The following is a 23,866-nucleotide window of genomic DNA, read 5'->3' as shown; positions in this document are numbered from 1 at the left end:
ACATTTTGATTTGTATTGCCTAATTACACAGAATTTATAGAGGATTTGAACCATTTGAACATAATTGTGAAACAAAATGGGATTAAAATTTTGTCAGCATTACCCTAATTTGGCAAAAAATTAAAATGATATTTTTTTAGTATATAATTTAAAGTATTAATAAAATAATAACCAAAATACTTTAAAAGTCCTAAAAATATATGCCTTTAGTGCGATGCAATATTACTTATATTTTTAAGAATACAAAATGAAAATCTTAAAAGTTATCTTTTTTTAATTGTAAAGACTAATCGAAAAGCGATTTAAAAAACAACAAATAACAAAAATGAAAAAAAATAATTCCATGTTAAAAAAAACACTATTACTGCTTCTGTTTTGTATCGTAAGCAACACTGTATCCGCGCAGGAAACCTTTACCAACCCTCTTCTGGATTATGGAGCAGATCCTTACAGTACCTATCATAATGGTTATTATTACTATACCCATACCATGCAAAGTCATTTGGTTCTTTTGAAAACCAAAAATTTGGCAGATCTAAAAAATGCAGAAAAGAAAATCATTTGGACTGCACCAAAAAATACGGCCTATTCAGCTGAAGTCTGGGCACCTGAGTTTCATTTTATTGATGGAAAATGGTATGTATATTTTGCCGCAGACGATGGTTCTAACCAAACGCACCGAATGTATGTTTTAGAAAATGATGCTGAAAACCCAATGGAGGGCGAATGGGTTTTTAAAGGAAAAATTGCCGCACAAACCGATAAATGGGCTATTGATGGGAATGTTTTTACTTATAAAAAACAATTGTATATGATTTGGTCCGGATGGGAAGGCGATACCAACGGACAGCAAAATATTTATATTGCCAAAATGAAAAGCCCTACGCAGATTGAGGGTGACAGAGTTTTAATTTCAAGTCCAACAAATGCCTGGGAATTGCACGGTGCCCTTCACGATGATGTAAATCCGGCTCAGGTAAACGTAAATGAAGGGCCTCAGTTTCTGACCCATAAAAAGAAAGCATTTATTGTTTTTTCAGCGAGTGGCTGCTGGACAGATAATTACAGTTTAGGTTTACTCACTTTTACAGGAAAAGATAATTTGCTGGATCCTTTAGCATGGGTAAAATCAGACAAACCTATTTTGCAACAATCAGATAAAACGAAAGTTTATGCTCCGGGGCACAACTCCTTCTTTAAATCACCAAATGGCAAAGAAGACTGGATTTTATACCACGCAAATTCAAACCCTGGAGAAGGCTGTGGGGTACAAAGATCGCCGAGAATGCAAAAATTAACATGGGATACTAATGGAAATCCTATCATTGGAGAACCGGTGTCTGAAGGAATTCCGTTAGTTATTCCAGCTATGTAACAGATAGCTATAAGGTTTTTATCAAAAAACACACAAAAAAGTTACTTAATTTTAAAAATATACTAAATCGTTTTAGTAGATTTGTCAATATTGATTTGTAATCGTTTCATAACAGTAAAGTTTTTAACATGAATTTAAAAACCCTATCATTTTCAGTCCTTATTTTTTTACTAGGAATAGTTAAATCTACCGCTCAGGAAGTTCCATTGCATAAAAAAACAGCAGTAGGAGACCGAATAGTAGAATTTATTCCTAAAGGTTTTGATAAAAACAAAACACCGTCCCTGATTTTGGCGGCAGAAGTTTCTTCTAAAGGAAAAATTCCTGCTGACTGGTCCTTAATTCCTGAATTTACAGTAAAAAATAACAAAGCAAGCGCCGTTTTAAAACTTGAAGGTGATGTAAGTCTGTATGGTGGAGGAGAAGTTACCGGACCGCTGTTACGTAACGGACAGTCTATAAAATTATGGAATACCGATACCGGTGCCTACAGCGTAGAGGGCGGAAAAAGACTGTACCAGACGCATCCGTGGGTTATGGGCGTTCGCAAAGACGGTTCAGCTTTCGGGATTTTGTTTGATAGTACCTGGAAAGCGGAGTTGATAACCAATTCGGATCAGATTATGTATAATTCTGAAGGTGCTTTGTTCAGAGTATATATAATTGACCGAAAATCGCCTCAGGAAGTGCTAAAAGGACTTTCTGAATTAACAGGAACGATTAAATTGCCTGCCAGATGGACCTTAGGATATCACCAATGCAGATTTTCTTATGATAGTGAAAAACGTGTCATGGAAATAGCTGATACGTTCAGAGAGAAGAAAATCCCATGCGATGTGATCTGGATGGATATTGATTATATGCAAGGATACAGAGTGTTTACATTCGACAGTATTCGATTTGCAAATCCAAAAGTCTTAAATGATAATTTGCATAAAAAAGGTTTTAAGGCCGTTTATATGATAGACCCCGGAGTAAAAGTGGATAAGGATTACAGCGTTTATCAATCAGGAACCCAAAACGATGTTTGGGTAATGAAAAATGACGGAGAAGAATACCACGGTAAAGTATGGCCGGGTGATTGTGTATTTCCTGACTTTACTGATCCAAAATCAAGAAAATGGTGGTCAGGATTGTATAAAGATTATTTAAGTACCGGTATTGATGGTGTCTGGAATGACATGAATGAGCCTGCCGTAAATGATAATGAACTACCGGAAGATAAACGCTTGGGTACAATGCCTTACGATACACCACATAAGGGAGGCGGAAATTTACCTAAAGGTTCGCACTTGCTTTATCATAATGCCTACGGCCGATTGATGGTGGAGGCATCGTATGAGGGAATCTTAAAAGCGAATCCTACGAAGCGTCCTTTTCTTCTGACAAGATCAAATTTACTGGGTGGTCAGCGATTTGCCGCTACCTGGACAGGAGATAATTATGCTGGTATGGATCACTTAAAACTTTCGGTTCCGATGTCGATTACACTGGGATTGTCGGGGCAGCCTTTCAGTGGTCCGGATATTGGAGGTTTTCTTGGAGATACAAGTGGTGACTTATGGGCCAACTGGTTGGGGTTTGGAGCATTTATGCCTTTTTCGCGCGGTCATGCCTGTGCAGGAACCAATGATAAAGAACCATGGGCTTATGGCCCTGAAATTGAGAAAACGTCCCGTATTGCCTTAGAGCGCCGCTATCGTTTGCTTCCGTATTTATATACACTTTTTTATGAGTCGTCTAAAACCGGAATGCAGGTAATGGCACCTGTCTTTTTTGCAGATAGTAAAGACCTTCGTTTAAGAGCTGAAGAACAGGCTTTTTTATTAGGAGAAAACCTTTTGGTGGTTCCTGCTTTCGCAAAAGACCCAATACTCCCTTCAGGAATATGGGAAGAATTAAATCTGGTCGAAGGGGATAAACAAGATAAATATCAGGCAAAACTAAGTATTAAGGGCGGAAGTATTATTCCAGCCGGTAAAATAATACAAAATGCAGGAGAGAATTCTTTTGATCCTTTAAGTCTTTTTGTATGTCTTGATGCAAAAGGTACAGCCAAAGGAGAATTGTATATAGATGCCGGAGACGGATTTGGGTTTGAAAAAGGTGATTATGCGATGCTTACGTTTACTGCTGAGAAAAAAAATGATACGGTTTTAGTGACCGTTTCGGATATAGAAGGAAAAAGAAACATCAGTAATGAAGTGACTAAAATAAACGTTCATTTACTTTTAGATGGTAAAACGTATGAAGGTACCGGCACACTTAATGGAATTACGATTACTGTTAAATAGTTTATTAAAAAGTATTTTTTAAATAGTTTAGAATAACCAGCGTTTGTTTGCTTTCTGATAATGGCTTTGAGTCATTAATCCTGGAAAATGTTATCCATTCGATAATATCAGGTATTGGAAGAGCATACAGCCGCTGGTTTTTTTGTACATTTTTTTTGAATGATTTTCTATTTGATAGTTCTAAAACGATTCTACTCTTTTTTGAATAAAAATCAGTAAACCTATTAGTGTTTTAAACCAGTACACAACGGAATCATTCATTAGTTACTCTTACATTTTACCGAAGTTTTAAATTCTATTCTCCACTCAAAATGATGCAATAAAATAAAAGAAGAACCAATCTTTTGGATTTTAAGAACAACTGCATGTTATCTTTTTGTAAAAATTTGGTTTTCATTTAAGTTCTATTCAGCATTCATTTTGATTCATATTGCGCATTTACAACATTTTAGTAGGCTGTATGAATCATTTAAACACAATTATGAAACAAAATGAGACTAAAATTAGATACCCAATATCATAATTTGGTCAAATATTAAAATGATTTTTTAGGTTAATAAATTATGGTATTAATAAAAAAAGAGCTTAATAATTTAACAAGCTTTAAAAAATACCAGCTTTTAATAAATTCTTACAAGTTAAGAGAATGCTTGTAATTTTTGAATAATCCTTTGAAAATTATTTTAATTGAAGAACTAACTAATTATAAAACCAAAAAAACAAAACCCAAATGAAAATTAAAACGACTTGGAAAACGTCATCCATTCAACTTAGCTTATTTACCTTGAGTAAAAAGTTAAGTAAGGAGGGATTGATTTGCTTATTGTTTCTAATGCTCTGTGCAGGAAATAGTTTTGCGCAGAACAACAATTTACAGGATCCCGTAAAAATAACCGGAAAAGTAACAGATGCTAAAGGACTTTCATTACCGAGTGCAACAGTACTTGAAAAAGGCACTAAAAATGCCGTAACGACCGACTTTGATGGTAGTTTTACGATTACGGTATCTTCTGCAAAGGCGATACTGGTGTTCAATTACATCGGAATGAAACCAGTTGAGAGACCTTTAAATAATGATAAAAAAATTGCCATAACGATGTTAGAAGAAACCAATGATCTTCAGACTGTTGTCGTGGTTGGTTATGGTACTCAGAAAAAAGCATCGGTAGTAGGAGCAATTAGTACTATAAAACCTTCTCTATTACAGGTAGGAACTTCCCGTACTTTAGGGAACAACCTGGCGGGTCAGATTGCCGGGGTAATGGCTGTTCAACGTTCTGGAGAACCGGGTTATGATCAGTCGGATATCAAAATTCGTGGAATCTCTACATTTAAAGGAGGAACGAACCCATTGGTATTGGTTGATGGAATTGAACGAAACCTAAACGACCTTGATCCATCAGAAATAGAATCTTTTTCGGTATTAAAAGATGCAGCTGCAAGTGCGGTTTATGGTGTTAGAGGGGCAAATGGAGTTATTTTGATCAATACAAAAAGAGGTTTTGTAGGTACTCCAAAGATACAGGTAAGAACTGAATACTCTATTCAGGAACCTACTAAATTGCCTGAATTTATTGGTGCTGCTCCTTACATGAAGTTATTAAATGAATTAGCAGCAGAACAGGGTAGGCCACAGTTGTTTACAGATGACCGTATCTCAAAAACAGCGAGCGGATATGATCCTGATTTATATCCAGATGTAAATTGGATAGATGCCATAACGAAAGATTATGCCTTTACCTCAAGAACCAATTTGAATGTTGCCGGAGGATCTGAAATTTTGAGGTATGCTTTAACTGCTTCTTATTATAGCGAAAAAGGGATGCTTTCTGCAGATCCAAAACAGACTTATGACTCAGAAACAAAACTGAACAGAACTAACATCCGTACAAACGTAGATGTAAACGTATCCAAAACTACTTTGTTACGAATTAATATTGGAGGTTTTTTGCAAAATCTTAATAAAGGAAACAGCAGTACCGATGGATTATTTAATACTGCTTTCGAAACGACACCTTTTGTTCATCCGGCTATTTACTCAGATGGGACTATTCCTAGGGTTTTTGCTAGAGAAAATCCATGGGCAGTGAGTACACAGCAGGGGTATTACAGACAAGGAGGCAGTAAGATTGAAAGTTTGGTTTCATTGGAACAAGACCTTAGAGGCATTACTCCTGGACTAAAATCAAAATTTACCTACTCGTTTGATTCGTATTCAGAAAACAGAATAACACGTGGTAAATCACCGGACTATTATAATGTAGCTACGCAAAGAGATCTTGATGGAAGTTTAATACACGGCACCGTTCAGGCGTATGGTCAGGAATATCTGGGGTATGGTACAAGCGCTCAGTTTGGTAACCGACGCGTTTATCTGGAGGCCAATACAACCTATAACCGCACTTTTGGAAAACATGATCTAAGTGGTCTTTTGTTGTATAACCAGGATAGTTATAATGATGGAACTGCACCTCAGGCTTTTAAACATCAGGGATTGGCAGGAAGAACTTCTTATACATTTGATCGAAAATATATTGGAGAGTTTAACTTTGGATACAACGGTTCAGAAAATTTTGCAAAAGGAAACCGATTCGGGTTTTTCCCATCTGTAGCTTTGGGCTGGATTGTAACCGAAGAGAAATTTATGCAACCTCTTCAAAATGTTTTTAACAAAATTAAATTACGCGGTTCTTATGGATTAGTAGGAAATGATAACATTGGAGCCAATAGAAGATTTGCTTACCTGACAACCATTAGTGATAACAATAATTCAGATTACACTTTTGGAACAGGACAAGGGGTAAAATTTGAAGGAATTGAGGAAGGTCAGATTGGAGTAAACGATTTGACATGGGAAAAAGTTGCGAAAGCTGATATTGGTATTGAATTAGGAATACTGAATATGATCGATTTGACAGTAGATGTTTTTCAGGAAAAAAGAAAAGACATTTTTGTAGAAAGAAATACAGTTCCTACACAGGCCGGTTTTATTAATGCACCCTGGGCTAATTTTGGAAAAATGGAAAACAAAGGAATTGAGGTAGGTTTCAACTTAAACAAACAGGTAACTCCTGATTTCTTTATGAGCTGGCGTGCCAATTTCACTTTTGTTGAAAATAAAGTAACAGAAAGAGATGAGGCAGAAGCTGTAAAAGGTACGTACCGTTCCGGAACAGGCATCCAAAACAATACATTATATGGTTATACCGCCACCGGATTATATACCAGTGATGATTTTAGTGCTCCGGGTGTACTTGCACCGGGTTTACCAGTGCCAACATTTGGTACCGTATTACGTCCGGGAGATATTAAATATGAAGATAGAAATGGTGATGGAATTATAAGTGGTCTTGACGAAGGTTTTATCGGCGGAACAACGGATCCTCAGATTGTGTATGGTTTTGGAAATAATTTAAAATACAAGCAATTTGATTTAAGCTTTTTCTTTCAGGGAGTTGCCAAATCAGAACGAATGATAGGAGGAGCCAATTTTATACCAGGAAGCGGTACAGGTACTTTAGGAAACATTTATTCTAATTATGAAGACCGCTGGACCGAAGAAAATCCAAGACAGGATGTTTTTTGGCCACGATTGAGTTACGGACCTAATGCGAATAACGCTGTAGCCTCTACCTGGTGGAAAAAAGACATGAGTTTTGGCCGTTTAAAAACAATGGAAGTTGGATATACATTTGATAAAGGACTACTGGAGAAATTTTATTTACAAGGATTACGAATTTATATCAGTGGAAACAATTTATGGTATGCTTCCAATTTTAAACTTTGGGACCCAGAGTTGGATACAGGAAATGGGTTGAAATATCCATCAACAAGATCGGTTCTTTTTGGATTATCAATAGGACTATAAATTTAAAAATAAATCAAAATGAAAAATATATACTTTAAATTGATTTTCCTTTTTTTAGGATTATTATTATCGACATCGTGTTCTGATTATTTAGATAAAGAAAGCGATACCGAACTTACTTTAAACGGCGTTTTCGAGAGTAAAACAAAAACAGAGAATTGGCTGGCGGGATGTTATTCCAGAATTCCAGATCCTACCTGGGGATATACCCGCAGCTTGGGGTGGGAAATTTTAGGAGATGATATGACTCCCTCTGAAAGATGGCGCCAATACGACTGGCAGGTAATTCCATTTGTTTTGGGTGACTGGTCAGTAGGTTCACAATGGAGTCCGGGTTACTGGAATAATCTTCCGCAAAGGATTAGAGAATGCAATCTGCTTATAAAAAATATTAAACCCTTGCCGGAACAAAATTTAACAGAAGATGATGTTAGGTTAATGATTGCCGAGTGTCGTTTTTTAAAGGCATATTATTACACTTTATTAATAAATACCTATGGACCGGTTCCTTTTAGTCCAGACGAAATTACACCGGTAGATTATAATCTTTCCGACTTACAAGTTGGTCAGACTCCGTATGATGAAATTGTAAGCTGGATCAATAATGAATTAAAAGAAGTTGAAGAAATTTTACCTGCTTCGTATGCAGATGGTCGTAAATATGGTCGCGCAACATCGATTATGTGCAAAGCTGTCAGAGCCAGAATGTTGCTTTTTGCTGCGAGTCCGCTTGTAAATGGTAATCAGGATTATGCGGGTCATGTTTCGAAAGAAGGTACACCATTATTCAACGCTTCCTATGATGCTAATAAATGGAAAATTGCTGCAGATGCCAGTAAAGATTTGATTGTAAGTGCCGAAGCAGCCGGTCATAAATTGTATGTAGAACTGAATACAGATGGAGGAATTGATCCTTTTTTATCATGTCAGAATTTGCATCTTATAGAAGCCAGTAAAGGAAATAAAGAAGTATTGTTTGCCCGTCCTAGTGTTGAATCCGGAGAATATGACAGACATACCGCACCGGGTGGAGCCGGAGGAGCTGGAGGATATGGTGTAACACAATCTTTGGTAGATGCTTTTTTTACTGCAAATGGGCTGCCAATTACCGACTCACAATCAGGATATGTTGAAACTGGTTTTTCAGGCGAAGATGGCTACTGGACCAACGGAGCAACAAAATGGAATGAAGTAAAAAGTCCAGGTCTGGTAACGTTGTCTGGTACTTATAATATGTACTGCAATCGCGAACCAAGATTTTATCTGGCTGTAAATTTTGATGGTGCATGGTACACAGATGGTGACAACGCAGGTAAAGATAAAGGTAGAAAACTGGAGTTTTTTAATGGTCGAAAAGATAATAATAATACCCATGATGCTCCACAAAATGGGTATTTAGCGAGAAAAAGAACAGATCCTACGAGAAACCCTGTTTTAGGATACTTTGCACCGCGTCATGGAATTTTATATCGATTAGGAGAAGCTTATTTAAACTATGCTGAAGCTCTTAACGAATCTAATCCCGGTAATGCAGATATCTTGATTTATATTAATAAAATTAGAGAAAGAGCAGGTGTAAGAACTTATACAACAGGAGCTTCAGATGCTTTGCATATACATGTTGATAATGATCAGGAAAGCATCCGAAAGATTATCAGAATGGAACGCAGAGTGGAACTTTGTACAGAAGGAATTCGTTATGATGATTTAAGAAGATGGAAATTAGCCGAAACGGTCTTGAATGGTCCTTTTTACGGAATGAATTTTAACGGTAAGAATGCAGCTGAATTTTACAACAGAACTGCCTATCAGACGAGAGTTTATAAAAAGGAATTTTATTGGTTTCCAATATATCTGGCTGAAATCGAAAAGAATCCAAATTTAGTTCAGGCACCTTTCTGGGATAAATAACTAAAAATCAACATCAAAATGAAAAATATAAAAAAATGTATCTCATTTATAATAATGAGTTTAGTTCTTTTCTCTTGTGAAGATAAAGGACTTGAAAATCAGGATTGGCTTCAGGACCCCAATTTTGCGAATCCTATGACACTAAATCTTTCAAGTGAAGAACTTGTACTGACTAAAGATAATGAAGAGGAAAAAGCAATCACTTTTACCTGGACAGAAGGAAATAACAGAGGAGACGGAACAACTTTGACCTATTTTTTCCGTATGGATATCTTAGGTAATAATTTTGGTGAAGGTGTAGATCCAGAAGTCAGTACTACCATTACCGAAGAAATTCCCGCAGGTGTTTTTACTAAATCTTATACCGTAGGAGAGCTAAACTCATTACTGCTGAAAAATTTTAAACGCCCAGGAGATGTGGTTACGAATCTGGAGGTACAAATAATAGCGAGGGTAGATAATACGCCACAGTTTCAAAAACCAGAGGTTTCTACATCTAGTTTTGCTGTTACAAGTTATAGTCCAGGTCCTTTGCCGTTGTTTATGGTAGGAGATGGTATAAGCGGCAATTGGAATTATAGTACAGGTAAAAGTTTACCTGAAATTACCGAAAGAACCATCTATCAGTTTACAGGAGATTTTTCAGTGGGTTCATTCAAGGTTATCGAAAAACCGGGCAGTGAGTTACCTTCTTATGATCCGATAGCTGGAAATAAAATAGTGTATAACGAAACAGATCCTAGAACTGCCGATAATGTTTTTAAAGTAACCCAGGCTGGTCGTCATTCGTTCTATCTGGATATTGATCAGGGAATTTATGTTTTTGGATATGTGCCTTATGAAAATATTTATATGGTTGGAAATGCAATAACGGGCATAGGCTGGGATATTGGAAAAGCCAAACAAATGACATGGGATGTTAAGAATCCTGAGGTTTTTTCGTATAAAGGACAATTTGATGCAGGAGAATTTAAACTTTATACACAACAGGGCGACTGGGGTGGCAGAGCTTTAATGCCAGCGATAAATGGTACTGTACTTATAGTAGATGGCGAACCGATACCGATGTCGTTGATGCCTAATGCCAGTCCGGACAATAAATGGGTTATAGAAACAACTGGTAATTATGAACTTATCGTTAATCCGGCTAAAATGACTATTGCCTTAAAAAAGCTGTAGCATATTTTGCAGGGTCATTGAATTATCAATTAAAAGAAGAAAACAAAACTTTTCAATCTAGTTTGTATTGGAAAGTTTTGGATTCTTTCTAGTTTTTTAGTTACACTTTTTTTACTGATTATCAAATAACAATGGGCATTCAAAACAAAGCTATAAACTCTTTTTTTTTTAAGTTGAAAATAGAAATGTAGTTTTTAAAATGTTCTATAAAAAAAGAAATTATGATACAATTTAAAATAAAAAAGTATAATCTGGGTGGTAAATTAAGAGGACGTCTTGCTGTATTTTTAATGTTTATAGGTTTAGCTGCACAGGCACAGCTAACTGGTAATCCATTATTTACAGGAGCTGATCCGGAGATTCATTACTTCAATAATAAATATTATATCTACACTACAGCTATTTACGGCACGCAATTTCATGCCTATTCCTCAAATGATTTAACCAACTGGCAGGACGAAGGCCTTATTTTCGACCTTTTTCCGGATAGCCCATGGTCACAATATAACGGTTGGGCTCCGGCAGTAGTTTTTCGCAACAATAAATATTATTTCTATTACACTGCCGAAACCAAAATTGGCGTCGCTGTGGGTAATACACCTATTGGTCCTTTTACGGATATTGGTGCTCCGCTTATCGGAACAGATCCTTACACCGATGATATCATTGATGCTAATGTTTTTATTGATGATGACGGACAGGCCTATATCTATTATGGAGGATCTGGCAAAAGCAGGATGGTGGTACGCAAGTTAAACGCAGATATGGTTTCTCTGGCAACAGGTCCTACCGATATCACCCCTCAAAATTATACCGAAGCGCCTTATATGGTAAAGCGTAAAGGAATTTATTACATGACTTATTCTAATGGAGCCTGGTTTAATGATACTTATAATGTACAATATTCAACTTCAACCTCGCCTATGGGACCCTGGACGTATAGAGGCAAAATATTAAGTTCTAATATCGAAGACAAAGGTCCGGGACATCACGGCGTATTAAAAATGGGAAATTGTGATGAATATTACATGGTTTATCATAGATACGAAAATGGGACGTCAGGCGACAGAAAAATTGCGATTGACAGAATGTATTTTAATTCTGCCGATCAGATTGAGCCGGTTAATATGACCAATTATGGAGTTCCAGCACGCGTGCCAAATCAATCCTGTCCTACACAAAGTATTGTTTCGGGAGGTATTTATAAGTTAACACACAAAGGTACCAATCAATGTCTGGATGTTTATAATAACCTGAGCCAGTCGGGAACAAATGTTCAGCAAAGCACAGACAATGGCAACGATGCACAACGCTGGATTGTGACGCTTGAGGCAGATGGTTTTTATAAATTAACGCATAAAGGTACCACTCAGGTGCTGGATGTGGATAACAATAGCAGTCAGGCTGGAGCCAATGTGCAGCAGTGGACCGATCTGGGTACTGATGCACAACGCTGGAAAATCGAAATGATGTCTGATGGTTATTGCAAACTAACGCACAAAGGAACCACTCAGGTTTTGGATGTAGATAATAATAGCAGTCAGGCTGGAGCCAATGTACAGCAATGGGGAGATAATCCGAATACAAATAATGATGCCCAACGCTGGAGAATGGATCTGATTGAAGTTCCAATTGTTTCCGGAGGGGTGTATAGACTGACTCATAAAGGTACGAATCAAAGTCTGGATGTGAGCGGCGGCAGTACCCAGCAAGGCGCAAATGTACAGCAGCATAATCCTAATGAGACTAATGCTCAGCGTTGGGTAATTACCAAAGAAGCGGATGGTTTTTATAAATTAACACACAGAGGGACCAATCAGGTTCTGGATGTTGATAACAATAGCAGTCAGGCTGGAGCCAATGTGCAGCAATGGACAGATCTTGGTACCAATGCACAACGCTGGAAAATTGAACTGATGAGTGATGGTTATTTTAAACTTACTCACAAAGGAACCAATCAATGTCTGGATGTTGTCAATAATCTGGCGGAACCCGGAACCAATGTACATCAATATACAGACAATAATAACGATGCCCAACGCTGGAAACTGGATTTAATAAAACCCACAAATGCAGCCAAATCATCAAAATCTGCTTTAAAATCCGAAATTGATGATACCACAACGGCTATAAATGTATATCCGAATCCAGTTAAAAACACGCTTTTCTTTAGTACCGAAATGAAAGATATTCAGGTTCGTGTTTTTTCTTCAACAGGAAGCTTGGTTTTAGAACAAAAAGTAAAGGATAATGGTTTGGATGTTTCAGGTTTATCAGCCGGAATTTATTTTGCTGTTTTTGAGAAAGAAGGAACAAAAATTACAAAACGTTTCATTAAAAAATAAAAGAAAAAAACCTTGGATGAAATTATTTTTAACACATAGAAACATAGCTTATTGAACTCACAAAGGCGTTTCACTTGCATTAAAACATCCCGATAGTTATCGGGACTATGTGTTAAGAAACGAGTTTCTTTTTGATTTCCTTTTTTTCAAAATCATAAAATCTATGTTTTCTATGTGTTTAATTAAATTTTTATTGATTACATCCAACAACGGGTTAGCAAAAAGTGTTTTTAATTTTCTAAACTAAAATTATGATGCAAACTAAAAAAAGGATTTACAGGCTAATACAGCAATCGGGATTTCGTCTTGCGGTATTTTTACTGTTTTTAAGTTCAGTTACTTCTGTGCAGGCACAACTCAGTAGGAATCCTTTGTTTTCGGGCGCAGATCCTGAAATTCATTATTTCAATAACAAATATTACATCTATCCTACGGCATCGGCGGGTAAACAATTTCATGCGTATTCATCGAATGATTTAACGAACTGGAAAGACGAAGGTGTTATTTTTGATATCGGACCGCAATGCAGTTGGGCGGATAATAACGGTTGGGCTCCCGGGCTTGCCTACAAAAACAATAAGTACTATTTATATTATACTGCCGAAGTCAAAATAGGAGTGGCAGTGGGCGATTCACCAATTGGGCCTTTCACGGATTTGGGTACTCCGCTTATTGCAACAGATCCGTTTACTGATGACATTATTGATGCAATGGTTTTTACAGATGACGATGGTCAGACCTATATTTATTATGGAGGATCAGGCAAAAGTAAATTATCTGTACGTAAATTAAATCCCGATATGATTTCTCTGGCTACTGGTTCTACAGATATAACGCCCCCAAATTATACCGAAGGACCTTACTTGGTAAAGCGTAAAGGGATTTATTATATGATGTATTCTAATGGGTACTGGGGTAATGATTCCTATAATGTTCGATATGCAACATCCAATTCTCCTGTGGGACCGTGGACTTATCAAGGCGTTATTCTGAGTTCAAATAGCGAAGATAAAGGCCCCGGACATCATTCGGTTATAAAAATGGGTGATTGCGATGAGTATTATATCGTCTATCACCGGTATGAAAATGCGTCAAGCGGAGACAGAAAAATTGCCATTGATCACATGTATTTTAATGCAAATGATTTGATTGAACCTATTAACATGACCAATTATGGAGTAAAACCAAGAGTACCGGATAATTCATGCGCATCATTACCGATATCCCCAATTGTATCGGGCGGAATCTATAAATTGACCCACAAAGACACCAATCAATTTTTAGAAGTGGCAGAAAATAGTAGCCAGCCAGGTGCCAATGTGCATCAAAATACAGACAGCGGTAGCGATTCGCAACGTTGGGTTATCACGCTGGAATCTGATGGTTTTTATAAATTGACGCATAAAGGTACTACGCAGTGTTTAGAAGTTGAAAATGGCAGTACACAATCCGCAGCAAATGTACAGCAAGGTACGGATACCGGAAATGATGCACAGCGATGGAGTTTGGAAATCATGACAGACGGCTATTTTAAGCTAACTCACAAAGGAACCAACCAATGTTTGGCAACAGATCAAAACAGTACAGCTTCCCTTGCCAATGTAATACAATTTACTGATAATGGAGATGACGGACAGCGATGGAAACTGGAATTAGTAGAAGCACCCATTGTTTCCGGAGGCTTGTATCGCTTAACACATAAAGGAACGAATCAGGTGATTAGTGTTGACAAAGACAGCACTCAACCAGGTGCCAATGTGCATCAATGGACAGACAGTGGTAATGTCGATGCACAGCGTTGGTATATTACGCTTGAAAATGATGGATTCTATCAGTTGAAACACAAAGGAACCAACCAGGTTCTGGATGTTGATAATAATAGTAGTAACGATGGTGCCAATGTACACCAATGGGATGATACTGATAATGACGCACAACGCTGGAAACTGGATTTAATGCCTGACGGCTATTATAAATTAACGCATAAAAGCACTAATAAATGTCTGGATGTTAACAATAATCTTTCGGAACCCGGGACAAATATTCAGCAATGGACAGACAATAATAATGATGCCCAACGCTGGAAGCTTGATCTAATGCCGGATGTAAATCCAATGATGGGAACGGGAACAGGTATATCTGGCAACTATTTCAACGGAATGAATTTTGAAACATCGGTATTGAACAGGGTAGATGCTGCTATTAATTTTGATTGGGCCTTTACCTCCCCAGGCCCGGGTGTCAATCCGGATCAGTTCACCGTACGATGGAAAGGTGAAATACAACCAAAGTACAGTGGCGAATATACGTTTTATGTAACGAGTAACAACGGAAGAAGATTATGGGTCAACGACCAGCTCATTATTGATGGATGGCTGGATGACGTAGGAGAATACAGGGGGAAAATTGTTTTGGTAGCCGGTCAGAAATACAACATACAATTAGAATATTTCGAAAACAGCAGTGCAGCAACCTGCAAATTAGAATGGTCTAATTTCCTGCAAGGCAGAGAAGTGATTCCGAAAACGCAATTTTACGAAAAAACGTTAGGGATTCCTGAGGTAGAGTTAAGCTCTGATATCATACTGATAAATCCTGTAGGTCAGAATCTGCATATTGTATCAGCTATAGATTTAGCAGCAGCAGATATAAAAATATATGATATGCAAGGCCGACTTATTCATAATCCTAAAAAATACTACAACGATTTGTATGTAGGGAATTTAACGTCAGGGATGTATATCTTGCAGATTCAAGTTGATGGTGCAAAGTATATGAAGAAATTTATTAAAAAATAACCCCCAATAAAAGCATATACTTTAAATTAAGTCGTTCAGATTATAAGGCTGTTTTTGGATGATTTGATTTAAAGTATTTATTTAAGATTAATTTTAAAATAGAATATGAAAACAAAACAATTTTTAATTACCATTTTTTGTCTGGCTTCGGCAACTTTCTTTGCACAGGAAAACAAGCCTGAAGCAAACCCAAAAGCAGTCGTAGTATCAGGCAATGCCAGATTTACGGTACTTTCTCCTCGTGTCATACGTATGGAATGGAGTGCAGATGGCAAATTTACAGACAATGCTTCGTTAACCTTTGTGAATCGCAACCTTCCAGTTCCATCATTTACTAAAAAAGAGAGTAATGGTGTGCTGCAAATTGCTACCGATGTTGTAAAACTTAAATACAAAACGGGTTCAGGTAACTTTAACGACAAAAATTTAAGTGTAGATTTTATTGTAAATGGAAAACCCGTTTCATGGAAACCAGGTTTGGCTAATACCAAAAACTTATTGGGTACAACCCGTACTTTGGATGGAGTAGATGGTCCGGCCAAAGAATTGGAAAAAGGTATAATTTCACGTGATGGCTGGTACCTGATAGACGATAGCGAACGCCCACTTTTTGATAATTCAGAGTGGCCGTGGGTTATGGCGCGTCCGGGAGATAAACCTCAGGATTTATATCTTTTTGCCTATGATACCGATTATAAATTGGCTTTGAAAGATTTCACCGATATTGCTGGTAAAATAGCGATGCCGCCACGATTTGCGTTTGGTGCCTGGTGGTCACGATACAGAGAATACTCTGATACGGAATTCCGTGACCTTGTGAGCGAGTTCAAAATGCATGATGTGCCCCTTGATGTATTTGTAATCGATATGGACTGGCACGTTAAATCATTACCGGAATTTTTCAAAAACGGCCAAAGACAAAGAGATCAGGCCGGAGAAGATTCTGGATGGACAGGTTTTACCTGGAATAAAAATTTATTTCCGGATCCGGAAAAGTTCTTAAAATGGACCAATGAGCAGCATCTTAAAACCTGTCTGAACCTGCATCCGGCTTCGGGAATCCAGCCTTTTGAAGCGGTATATCCTGAAATGGCAAAAGCAATGGGAATTGATCCGGCAACAAAAAAATATGTGCCTTTTGATATTACCGATAAAAAATTTGCAACGAATTATATGAATTTGGTTTTGCATCCAATTGAAAAATCAGGGGTAGATTTTTGGTGGCTGGACTGGCAGCAATGGGGTAGTACCAATATCCCTGGAGTTAATCCGACTATTTATTTGAATTATGTGCATTATAGCGATATGGAGCGCCAAAATAAAGTGCGTCCGCTTATCTTTCACCGTTGGGGCGGATTAGGAAATCACAGATACCAAATTGGTTTTTCTGGTGATACGCATGTTTCCTGGGAATCATTAAATTACCAGCCTTATTTTACGGCCACTGCAGCCAATGTAGGATTTGGTTACTGGAGCCATGATATTGGCGGACATCAGGGAGATGCAGGTACTGCGGAGCTTTACACAAGATGGATTCAATGGGGCGTTTTTAGTCCAATATTCAGAACGCATGCTACGGCTGCTCCACAGCACGAAAGACGTATTTGGGCTTATCCGCTGGATAACTTCCTTATAATGAGAGATGCCTATCAAATGCGATATGCTTTGGTACCGTATTTATATAACGAAGCACGTAATACCTACGAAACAGGAGTTTCTACCGTTCATCCCATGTATTATGATTATCCAAAGGAAGAGAATGCGTATGCTGTACCGAACCAATATATGTTTGGCCGCGATATGATGGTACATCCGATAACAAAACCAATCGGGGAAAAAAATGTCTTTTTATCACACGAAACCTGGCTGCCTGAAGGAAAATGGTACGAATGCAGTACGGGAAGTATAATCAACGGCGGTAAAAAAATTACGATGCCTTTTACCATAGGTGATATTCCGGTTTTTGTAAAAGAAGGCGCTATTGTTCCGATGCAGTCAAAAGTAGAAAGAACCGATGAAAAACCACTAAACCCACTAATTCTAGCTTTTTATCCAGGTAAAAAAGGAGCTCTGAAATTGTATGAAGATGAAGGAAATAACAACAATTTTAAGAAAAATGCTTTTTCTTTTACGCCCATAACATCTGAACAGACAGGAAATAAAACCAGTATTGTGATAGCTCCGGTTGAAGGATCATTTCCTGGTATGCTGACTTCGAGAGGGTATGAACTTCGTTTTCCGTGTTCTTTTCCTCCAACAAAAGTAACTGTCAACGGACAAAACATTCCGTACAGTGAAGAAGCCAAAGCGGGCAGCTGGACCTACGCCGGTAACGATTTTGAAACACGTGTATATTTACCGGAATCTCCAACTAATACTAAAGTTTCAGTTGAGGTACAATTCCCAGAATATGATCAACAGCTTCTTTCAGGTAAAAAAGGACAAATTAAGTACATGAAAAATTTCGAAGCATTTCGTCTTTTGCATGATTGGAATGACGGCTTATACAGTCCTTTCGAAATAATGTCTCTTTCGCAATTTGGACAAAATATAGAATATAATATTGCTGATATTAAGAAAGAAATTGATGGGTTTCCTGTTCGTTGGAACAGTGCGCTCTTAACGATTCAATCCATCAGCGAAAACAATAAAGCGTATAAGCCTTATTACGAATTCCTTAAAATCTACGGAAAAATTGCTGAAAGACCTGAATTTACAAGCAACTCTGGAGAGCTGGAGTCGGATACAAAAGCAAAAGTAGCGTTTGTGCCCAAAGGAACCGATAAAATATATTACACCACAGATGGTTCTGTACCCACAACGGCTTCACAACTTTATACCAAAGCGTTTGAAGTTGCCGTTCCGGTCCGAGTGAATGCTATGGCGTGTCCAGCGGGTGATGGTTCTTGCAGTTCTGTTATTTCAAAAATATTGTATAATAAAAAAACAGGTTTAAACTATAGTTTATACAAAGGGAAATGGAGTAAAATGCCGGATTTTAATACACTTACCCCAATTGATAAAGGCTACGCTCCTGATTTTGATTTGAGTAAAATTAAACATGACGATAATAACTTCGGTTTGTTATATAACGGATTCGTTAACATTCCGGCAGATGCAAAATATACGTTTTATCTGGCTTCTGATGACGGAAGTAAACTTTATATAGACAACCAATTGGTTATTGATAATGATGGATTACATGGTTTTGATGAAAAAAAATCGGAAATACAATTAAAGAAAGGGCTTTTGCCAATTCGTGTAGAATATTTTCAGGAAAGTTACGGACAAGGGCTTTCGGTAGATTTTTCATCAGATAAAATAACCAGAACCAGTCTTTTTCCCTCTATTTAATGCTGTTATCGAAAGTTTCAAATTTTAGATCATAGTGATTCTAAGTTGATACAGGATTACTTCAGGTTCAAAAAAGCTCATTTCATTTGAAATGGGCTTTTTTGTTTTTCTAAGCAGGGATAATTTCTGTTTTTTCTCCAAAGAGTACTATTTCTGTTGATCACTGCAGTATGTATTTAAGTTGTGACAAAATTGTAATCAAATATTTTTGTCACCATTGTTGTGACAAAAAAATAATTTATAAAAAAAATCACAAGAGTTGTGACAAAATAAATTTTTTAAAAATTTGTCACAACTCTTGTGTCAATTTTAAAACAAGAATAAGATTTGCCACACTTTTTGTGGCAATAAGAAAATTATAAAAAAATTGCCACAGTTTTCGTGGTAAAACAAAAATTATAAAAAAAAATTGCCACAACACTAAACGTTAGTGACAAATAAGATGTGAAAGATAAAAACAGATTGGATAACAGAACCTGATGATTAAGATTTTCAATTCACAGCAAGATTTACTGTTTATTAGAAATGGTTGAAACCTCTACCCTGAATTCGCCCCAAAAAGGACTGTCAGCCATTTGCGAATGCCCAATCACTAAAATATAATTTCCTTTTTGCTTAACAGGAATTTTTAAGTCCATTCCAAATGGACCATCTGATGTATTATCTGGAAAAATAATTTGGTTAAAACGGATATTTCCTTTTCCGGTTGTTGGAATAATCTTAGCGTTCAGTTCGCCTAAATCTTCATTTTTAAATTTTACGTATGCCCTCGGATGAATCGAATCTAAAACACCTTCCGCTATAAAAACATCTTTTTCATTAATAGAATTCAGGAAAATGGTATCTCCAATTTGTTTGTTTTCTTCTTTGTTTTTTTCCACTACGATGGGTTGTGATGTTTCAGTAGAATCGGTTTTGTTTTCAACAGCATCCATCTTATTTTCTTTTTGCTGGCAAGAAATAAAGAAAATGGAAAGTAAAAACGGGATGAAATTTTTCATAATCTTATTTTTTAAAAGTAATAGAAATTAGTTCCTCCCAAATTTAATTAATTTAAGAAGTGAAGCTGTTACATAATAGCGTAACGATTTTGCAGAATCTGAACTATGCAGAAGGTTTTCAATGAATTTTGAATAAAAATTTATATCCATTAATAATTAATAAAAATGAAATAAAAAAGACAGTTTTAAGTTACATTTGAATAGATTTATAGTACACACCTTATAAACTTTTTCAGTATGCCAATAATTGAACAATCAGAATATAATTCTCCTTCTATAATGCATCGAAACAGGCACGTTTCGACTATTTATGCTGCGTTGTTCAAAAAGTTTGACGCTCCGGAATACACAAGAGAAAAAATCGAGTTAAACGACGGAGATTTTATCAATATCGATTTTATTTTAAAGGATTCTAAAAAAGCGGTTATCTTATGTCATGGATTAGAAGGAGATTCCCGCAGAACATACAACAATAGTTGCGCGGTTTATTTTGAACATAAAGATTTTTCGGTTTTCGCATGGAACAACCGTACCTGTGGAGGAGAAATGAACCGTCTGCCCAGACTTTATCATCACGGTGCAGTCGATGATCTGGATGAGGTTGTACAGTTTGTTTTTCAAAAAGGTTTCAAAGAAGTTTATCTGATTGGATATTCAATGGGAGGTGTGCAGCTGCTGAATTATTTTGGCTGGACAAAAATAGATGCGCGTATAAAGGGAGGAGTATGTGTTTCGGTTCCCACACATATTGCAACAAGTGCTGCTGTTCTCAAACAAGGTTTTAACAGAGTCTATTTGAAGAATTTTACAATTGATATTAAAAGAAAACTGAAACACAAAGCAGCGCAGTTTCCAGATTTTATAAATCGCGATCAAATTGACAGCATTACCACTTTTGATGAAGTCGATCATTATTTTACGGCTCCGCTGCATGGTTTTGCCAGCCGCGATGATTATTACCAACAAGTTTCTCCGGAATTTTCTCTTAAAGATATTACCACACCAGTCTTAATTATCAATTCTCTGGATGATCCTTTTTTGGGAGAAAGATGCTACCCCAGAGCCATAGCTCAGGACAGTACCTATGTTTATCTTGAAACACCAAAGTATGGAGGACACTGTGCATTTCCGCTCCGTAATTCTATGTATTCCTATGCAGAGAAAAGAGCGTATGAGTTTTTTAAATCCTGTAAATAATTTTAATTCTCTTAAAATAGAGATATTGAAATGATATTTTTATTTAAAACGGCATAGAAATATAAAAGTTGCTGTATTTAGACTTATGAATTAAATGTTTCGCTAACATTTTATCTTCCAATAAAATTAAAAACCTCTAAATCAGATGACTTTAGAGGTTTTATATATATAGTTATTAAAAGTTATTTGTATTTAATATTGATACTAATGATATCAGAGGTCATATTGGTTGTTCTGGTGTAATGACCATAGCGAATTTCCAAAGTATTCCAGTGTTTCAGCCCAAAAATCCCATTAAGAGGAGTAAATTTCATCCCCATCCCAAAGAAACTGCTGTCAAATTTAGACAAGTCATAGTTACTGGTGTAATATTCATCTGCTGCGGTATGTTCACCATAAGGCCTGAAATATTTTGTTCCTGTTTGGGTATAATACCTGTAAAATGGGCTTAATGAAAATGACTGTGTTAATTTTACGGGTATTTCAAGATCTGCGGTATGGGCTTTTAGATTCCAGTCATCTGTATAATACCTATAGTAGGCTCGAATGATTATATTATCTCCTAAAAAGTAGCTGGCCCTGATTCCGAGTGGAATTTTAAGTCTTGTATCTGGCATTTTTTCCTGATGTACTGATCCATCTGCAAAATAGACTCTATGAAAAGGAAGACTCAAGTAACCATTTTGGCTGATAACATCGCCCACAAGCATTACTTGCAGATTTTGGTTCACTACCTGAGAATAGCTTAAAGTTCCTGCAAAAGTATTTCGATTGGCACTTTCGTAACCTTCTCCGGCAGTACGAAGTTCAACTGGCTCTATTAACTTTAATTGATCTATAAAAGTTTGAAATTTGGCTGTAAATTCACCATTCTTATTTTTTGTTTTCTGTGAGAAGCTAATATTTCCTCCAAATGACTGATAATCAAATTCAGTAGATGATGAAACACCAATTCCCAGTGTTCTTCCTTTTTCCTCGTTTTCTCTAAGATAGGTCAGGGAAGGATAAAAGCGATTATCTGCAGATGATGCAGAAGAATTAGCACTCAAATCGATCATGTCTGAAGAAGCAGAGGTGTAATGATCAATACCCGCTTCGATATCAAACGTATGCTTGATTCCGGTTTCTCCGTATTTCACTAATTTTACATCTATAGTATTGGCAATATCAGTAAGATGTTCAGAACCAATTCCTCCAGTTACGGCAGAATTATTTCCATCCTGATTGTAGTAGCTGGATACTAAATTTACTTCCTCAAGTTTTAATTTTTTGCTTTTATAGCTGGTAGAATCAGTTGGGATATTTTGTGCTCTTAATTGAAAAAGTGCCAGTAAGGCAAATCCTGTTATGAATATTCTTTTCATTTTTTATAGTATGAAAATTAATTACAGCCGCAGCCACCGCCGCTTTTCCCTGCATTTGCTCCGGAAGCTCCTTCTCGGTAGGATTGAAAACTGAGTTCTGTCTTTTCGATTTTCCTGTTAGAAAGTACCATTTCAGAATCGTTGATTTTTCCTTTTTGGTATTCCTTAACCGAAGTGCAGGAAGTGAGTAGAATGCCTGTAAAAGCAATGCTACACAATATTACGAGCGCTTTTTGTTTTGGCTTTTTCATTTCAGGTTGATGTTTTTTGAAGTGTAAATTTTATTGTTGTCGTCGATGATAATACAATATAGATCTGGAATCTGGTCAATTAGAAACAGTCCAGCTTTAATTCCCATAACGGCTATTGGAGTTGCCATAGCGTCGGCAAATTCAGCATTTGAAGCGATGATAGTCACGCTTTTAATTCCAGTTATAGGAAGTCCTGTTTTAGGATCGATGGTATGCGAATATTTTTTTCCGTTAATGGTAACAAACTTTTCATAGTTGCCTGAGGTTGCGACTGCTTTATTAGAAATTTCCATATAAGAGAATGCAGCATTTGGTGAATCCGGATCTGCTACACCGATAGTCCATTTCTTTCCATTTGGCTGTAATCCCCATGCCGAAAGATCTCCGCTGGCATTGATAATACCACTTTGCACTTTGTTTTTCAATAGCAATTGTTTGGCCATTTCAGCCGCATATCCTTTTCCGATTCCGCCAAAACCAATACGCATTCCTTTTTCTTTTAGAAATACAGTGGTGTTTTCTTTATCCAGGATTATATTTTTGTAATCAATTAAATGCACCATTTTTAATGCGGTCTGAGCATCCGGAAGCTTGGTCATTGTCTTATCAAAATTCCATAAACTTTTGTCAATACTTCCGTAAGAAATATCAAATGCTCCTTGAGTTATTTTCGAAATACCCATACATCTTTCTATAAGGGAGAAAACTTCGGGATCTACATTTACAGGCTTAATTCCAGCATTTTCGTTAATCAAATTGGTTTGACTGTCTTCTTTATAAGTAGTAAGCAGTTTTTCGATTCGCCTGATTTCTTCGATAGCAAGATTAATACTCTTATTTCCTTCATTCTCATTCTCGGCAACCACCGTAATGGTAAAGTTGTTCCCCATGAGTTTTAAGGACTGTGAGTATTTGTGTTTTTTTGAGGT

13 protein-coding genes are annotated in these 23,866 nt (G+C 36.8%); 9 read left to right on the top strand and 4 right to left on the bottom strand.

Translation table 11 applies throughout. From position 1 onward, the window contains the following. Positions 1 to 343 precede the first annotated feature (343 nt). From GON26_RS06950 to GON26_RS06915, 8 genes are all read left to right on the top strand, one after another. Positions 344 to 1,375 carry a glycoside hydrolase family 43 protein gene (locus tag GON26_RS06950; protein WP_202110845.1) on the top strand — a complete coding sequence of 344 codons (1,032 nt, stop codon included), beginning with the start codon at positions 344 to 346 and terminating at the stop codon, positions 1,373 to 1,375. Between the two features lie 128 nt (positions 1,376 to 1,503). Next, entirely contained in the window at positions 1,504 to 3,669 is a 2,166-nt protein-coding gene (locus GON26_RS06945) for a TIM-barrel domain-containing protein (RefSeq protein WP_160374016.1), read from the top strand. 730 nt (positions 3,670 to 4,399) lie between these two features. Next, on the top strand, positions 4,400 to 7,537 hold the full coding sequence (locus GON26_RS06940; protein WP_160374015.1) for a SusC/RagA family TonB-linked outer membrane protein: 3,138 nt from the start codon (positions 4,400 to 4,402) through the stop codon (positions 7,535 to 7,537). An 18-nt stretch (positions 7,538 to 7,555) separates the two neighbouring features. Next, the gene (locus GON26_RS06935; protein WP_160374014.1) at positions 7,556 to 9,448 is read left to right on the top strand and encodes a RagB/SusD family nutrient uptake outer membrane protein; all 1,893 of its coding nucleotides are present in this window, start codon (positions 7,556 to 7,558) and stop codon (positions 9,446 to 9,448) included. Positions 9,449 to 9,466: 18 nt separating this feature from the next. After that, complete coding sequence (locus GON26_RS06930; RefSeq protein WP_160374013.1) at positions 9,467 to 10,627, top strand: SusF/SusE family outer membrane protein; 1,161 nt, start codon at positions 9,467 to 9,469, stop codon at positions 10,625 to 10,627. 221 nt (positions 10,628 to 10,848) lie between these two features. Further along, positions 10,849 to 12,972, top strand: a complete 2,124-nt coding sequence (locus GON26_RS06925; RefSeq protein ID WP_160374012.1) for an RICIN domain-containing protein — start codon at positions 10,849 to 10,851, stop codon at positions 12,970 to 12,972. Positions 12,973 to 13,223: 251 nt separating this feature from the next. Next, positions 13,224 to 15,770: an RICIN domain-containing protein gene (locus GON26_RS06920; protein WP_160374011.1), complete on the top strand. Its 2,547-nt coding sequence runs from the start codon at positions 13,224 to 13,226 to the stop codon at positions 15,768 to 15,770. Between the two features lie 105 nt (positions 15,771 to 15,875). Beyond that, entirely contained in the window at positions 15,876 to 19,124 is a 3,249-nt protein-coding gene (locus GON26_RS06915; RefSeq protein ID WP_160374010.1) for a TIM-barrel domain-containing protein, read from the top strand. A gap of 509 nt (positions 19,125 to 19,633) precedes the next feature. Here the strand turns inward: GON26_RS06915 and GON26_RS06910 are convergent. Continuing rightward, on the bottom strand, positions 19,634 to 20,125 hold the full coding sequence (locus GON26_RS06910; RefSeq protein WP_160374009.1) for a hypothetical protein: 492 nt from the start codon (positions 20,123 to 20,125) through the stop codon (positions 19,634 to 19,636). Between the two features lie 237 nt (positions 20,126 to 20,362). On the opposite strand from GON26_RS06910, the gene GON26_RS06905 reads away from it, so the two are divergent. Continuing rightward, a complete protein-coding gene (locus GON26_RS06905) occupies positions 20,363 to 21,322 on the top strand; it encodes a YheT family hydrolase (RefSeq protein ID WP_160374008.1) in 960 nt (319 codons plus the stop codon). 182 nt (positions 21,323 to 21,504) lie between these two features. Here GON26_RS06905 and GON26_RS06900 read toward each other — a convergent pair whose 3' ends face one another. Genes GON26_RS06900 through GON26_RS06890 form a run of 3 tightly spaced genes read right to left on the bottom strand, consistent with a single transcriptional unit; the run spans position 21,505 to position 23,827 of the window. Further along, positions 21,505 to 22,686, bottom strand: a complete 1,182-nt coding sequence (locus GON26_RS06900; protein WP_160374007.1) for a DUF3570 domain-containing protein — start codon at positions 22,684 to 22,686, stop codon at positions 21,505 to 21,507. 17 nt (positions 22,687 to 22,703) lie between these two features. Beyond that, entirely contained in the window at positions 22,704 to 22,937 is a 234-nt protein-coding gene (locus GON26_RS06895; RefSeq protein WP_202110844.1) for a DUF4266 domain-containing protein, read from the bottom strand. Beyond that, positions 22,934 to 23,827, bottom strand: a complete 894-nt coding sequence (locus GON26_RS06890; protein WP_160374006.1) for an FAD:protein FMN transferase — start codon at positions 23,825 to 23,827, stop codon at positions 22,934 to 22,936. The genes GON26_RS06895 and GON26_RS06890 overlap by 4 nt, the downstream gene beginning before the upstream one ends. Between the last annotated feature and the right edge of the window lie 39 nt (positions 23,828 to 23,866).

The organism is Flavobacterium hydrocarbonoxydans, from assembly GCF_009789235.1.
GTDB lineage: Bacteria > Bacteroidota > Bacteroidia > Flavobacteriales > Flavobacteriaceae > Flavobacterium > Flavobacterium hydrocarbonoxydans.
This window is presented reverse-complemented; position numbering and strand designations above follow the sequence as displayed.

What these genes read in the sequence shown, in the direction of transcription:
- GON26_RS06905 (WP_160374008.1), top strand. Translation starts at nt 20,363, where the DNA reads ATGCCAATAATTGAACAATCAGAATATAATTCTCCTTCTATAATGCAT.
- GON26_RS06910 (WP_160374009.1), bottom strand. Translation starts at nt 20,125, where the DNA reads ATGAAAAATTTCATCCCGTTTTTACTTTCCATTTTCTTTATTTCTTGC.
- GON26_RS06925 (WP_160374012.1), top strand. Translation starts at nt 10,849, where the DNA reads ATGATACAATTTAAAATAAAAAAGTATAATCTGGGTGGTAAATTAAGA.
- GON26_RS06950 (WP_202110845.1), top strand. Translation starts at nt 344, where the DNA reads ATGTTAAAAAAAACACTATTACTGCTTCTGTTTTGTATCGTAAGCAAC.
- GON26_RS06890 (WP_160374006.1), bottom strand. Translation starts at nt 23,827, where the DNA reads ATGGGGAACAACTTTACCATTACGGTGGTTGCCGAGAATGAGAATGAA.
- GON26_RS06945 (WP_160374016.1), top strand. Translation starts at nt 1,504, where the DNA reads ATGAATTTAAAAACCCTATCATTTTCAGTCCTTATTTTTTTACTAGGA.
- GON26_RS06940 (WP_160374015.1), top strand. Translation starts at nt 4,400, where the DNA reads ATGAAAATTAAAACGACTTGGAAAACGTCATCCATTCAACTTAGCTTA.
- GON26_RS06920 (WP_160374011.1), top strand. Translation starts at nt 13,224, where the DNA reads ATGATGCAAACTAAAAAAAGGATTTACAGGCTAATACAGCAATCGGGA.
- GON26_RS06930 (WP_160374013.1), top strand. Translation starts at nt 9,467, where the DNA reads ATGAAAAATATAAAAAAATGTATCTCATTTATAATAATGAGTTTAGTT.
- GON26_RS06915 (WP_160374010.1), top strand. Translation starts at nt 15,876, where the DNA reads ATGAAAACAAAACAATTTTTAATTACCATTTTTTGTCTGGCTTCGGCA.
- GON26_RS06895 (WP_202110844.1), bottom strand. Translation starts at nt 22,937, where the DNA reads ATGAAAAAGCCAAAACAAAAAGCGCTCGTAATATTGTGTAGCATTGCT.
- GON26_RS06900 (WP_160374007.1), bottom strand. Translation starts at nt 22,686, where the DNA reads ATGAAAAGAATATTCATAACAGGATTTGCCTTACTGGCACTTTTTCAA.
- GON26_RS06935 (WP_160374014.1), top strand. Translation starts at nt 7,556, where the DNA reads ATGAAAAATATATACTTTAAATTGATTTTCCTTTTTTTAGGATTATTA.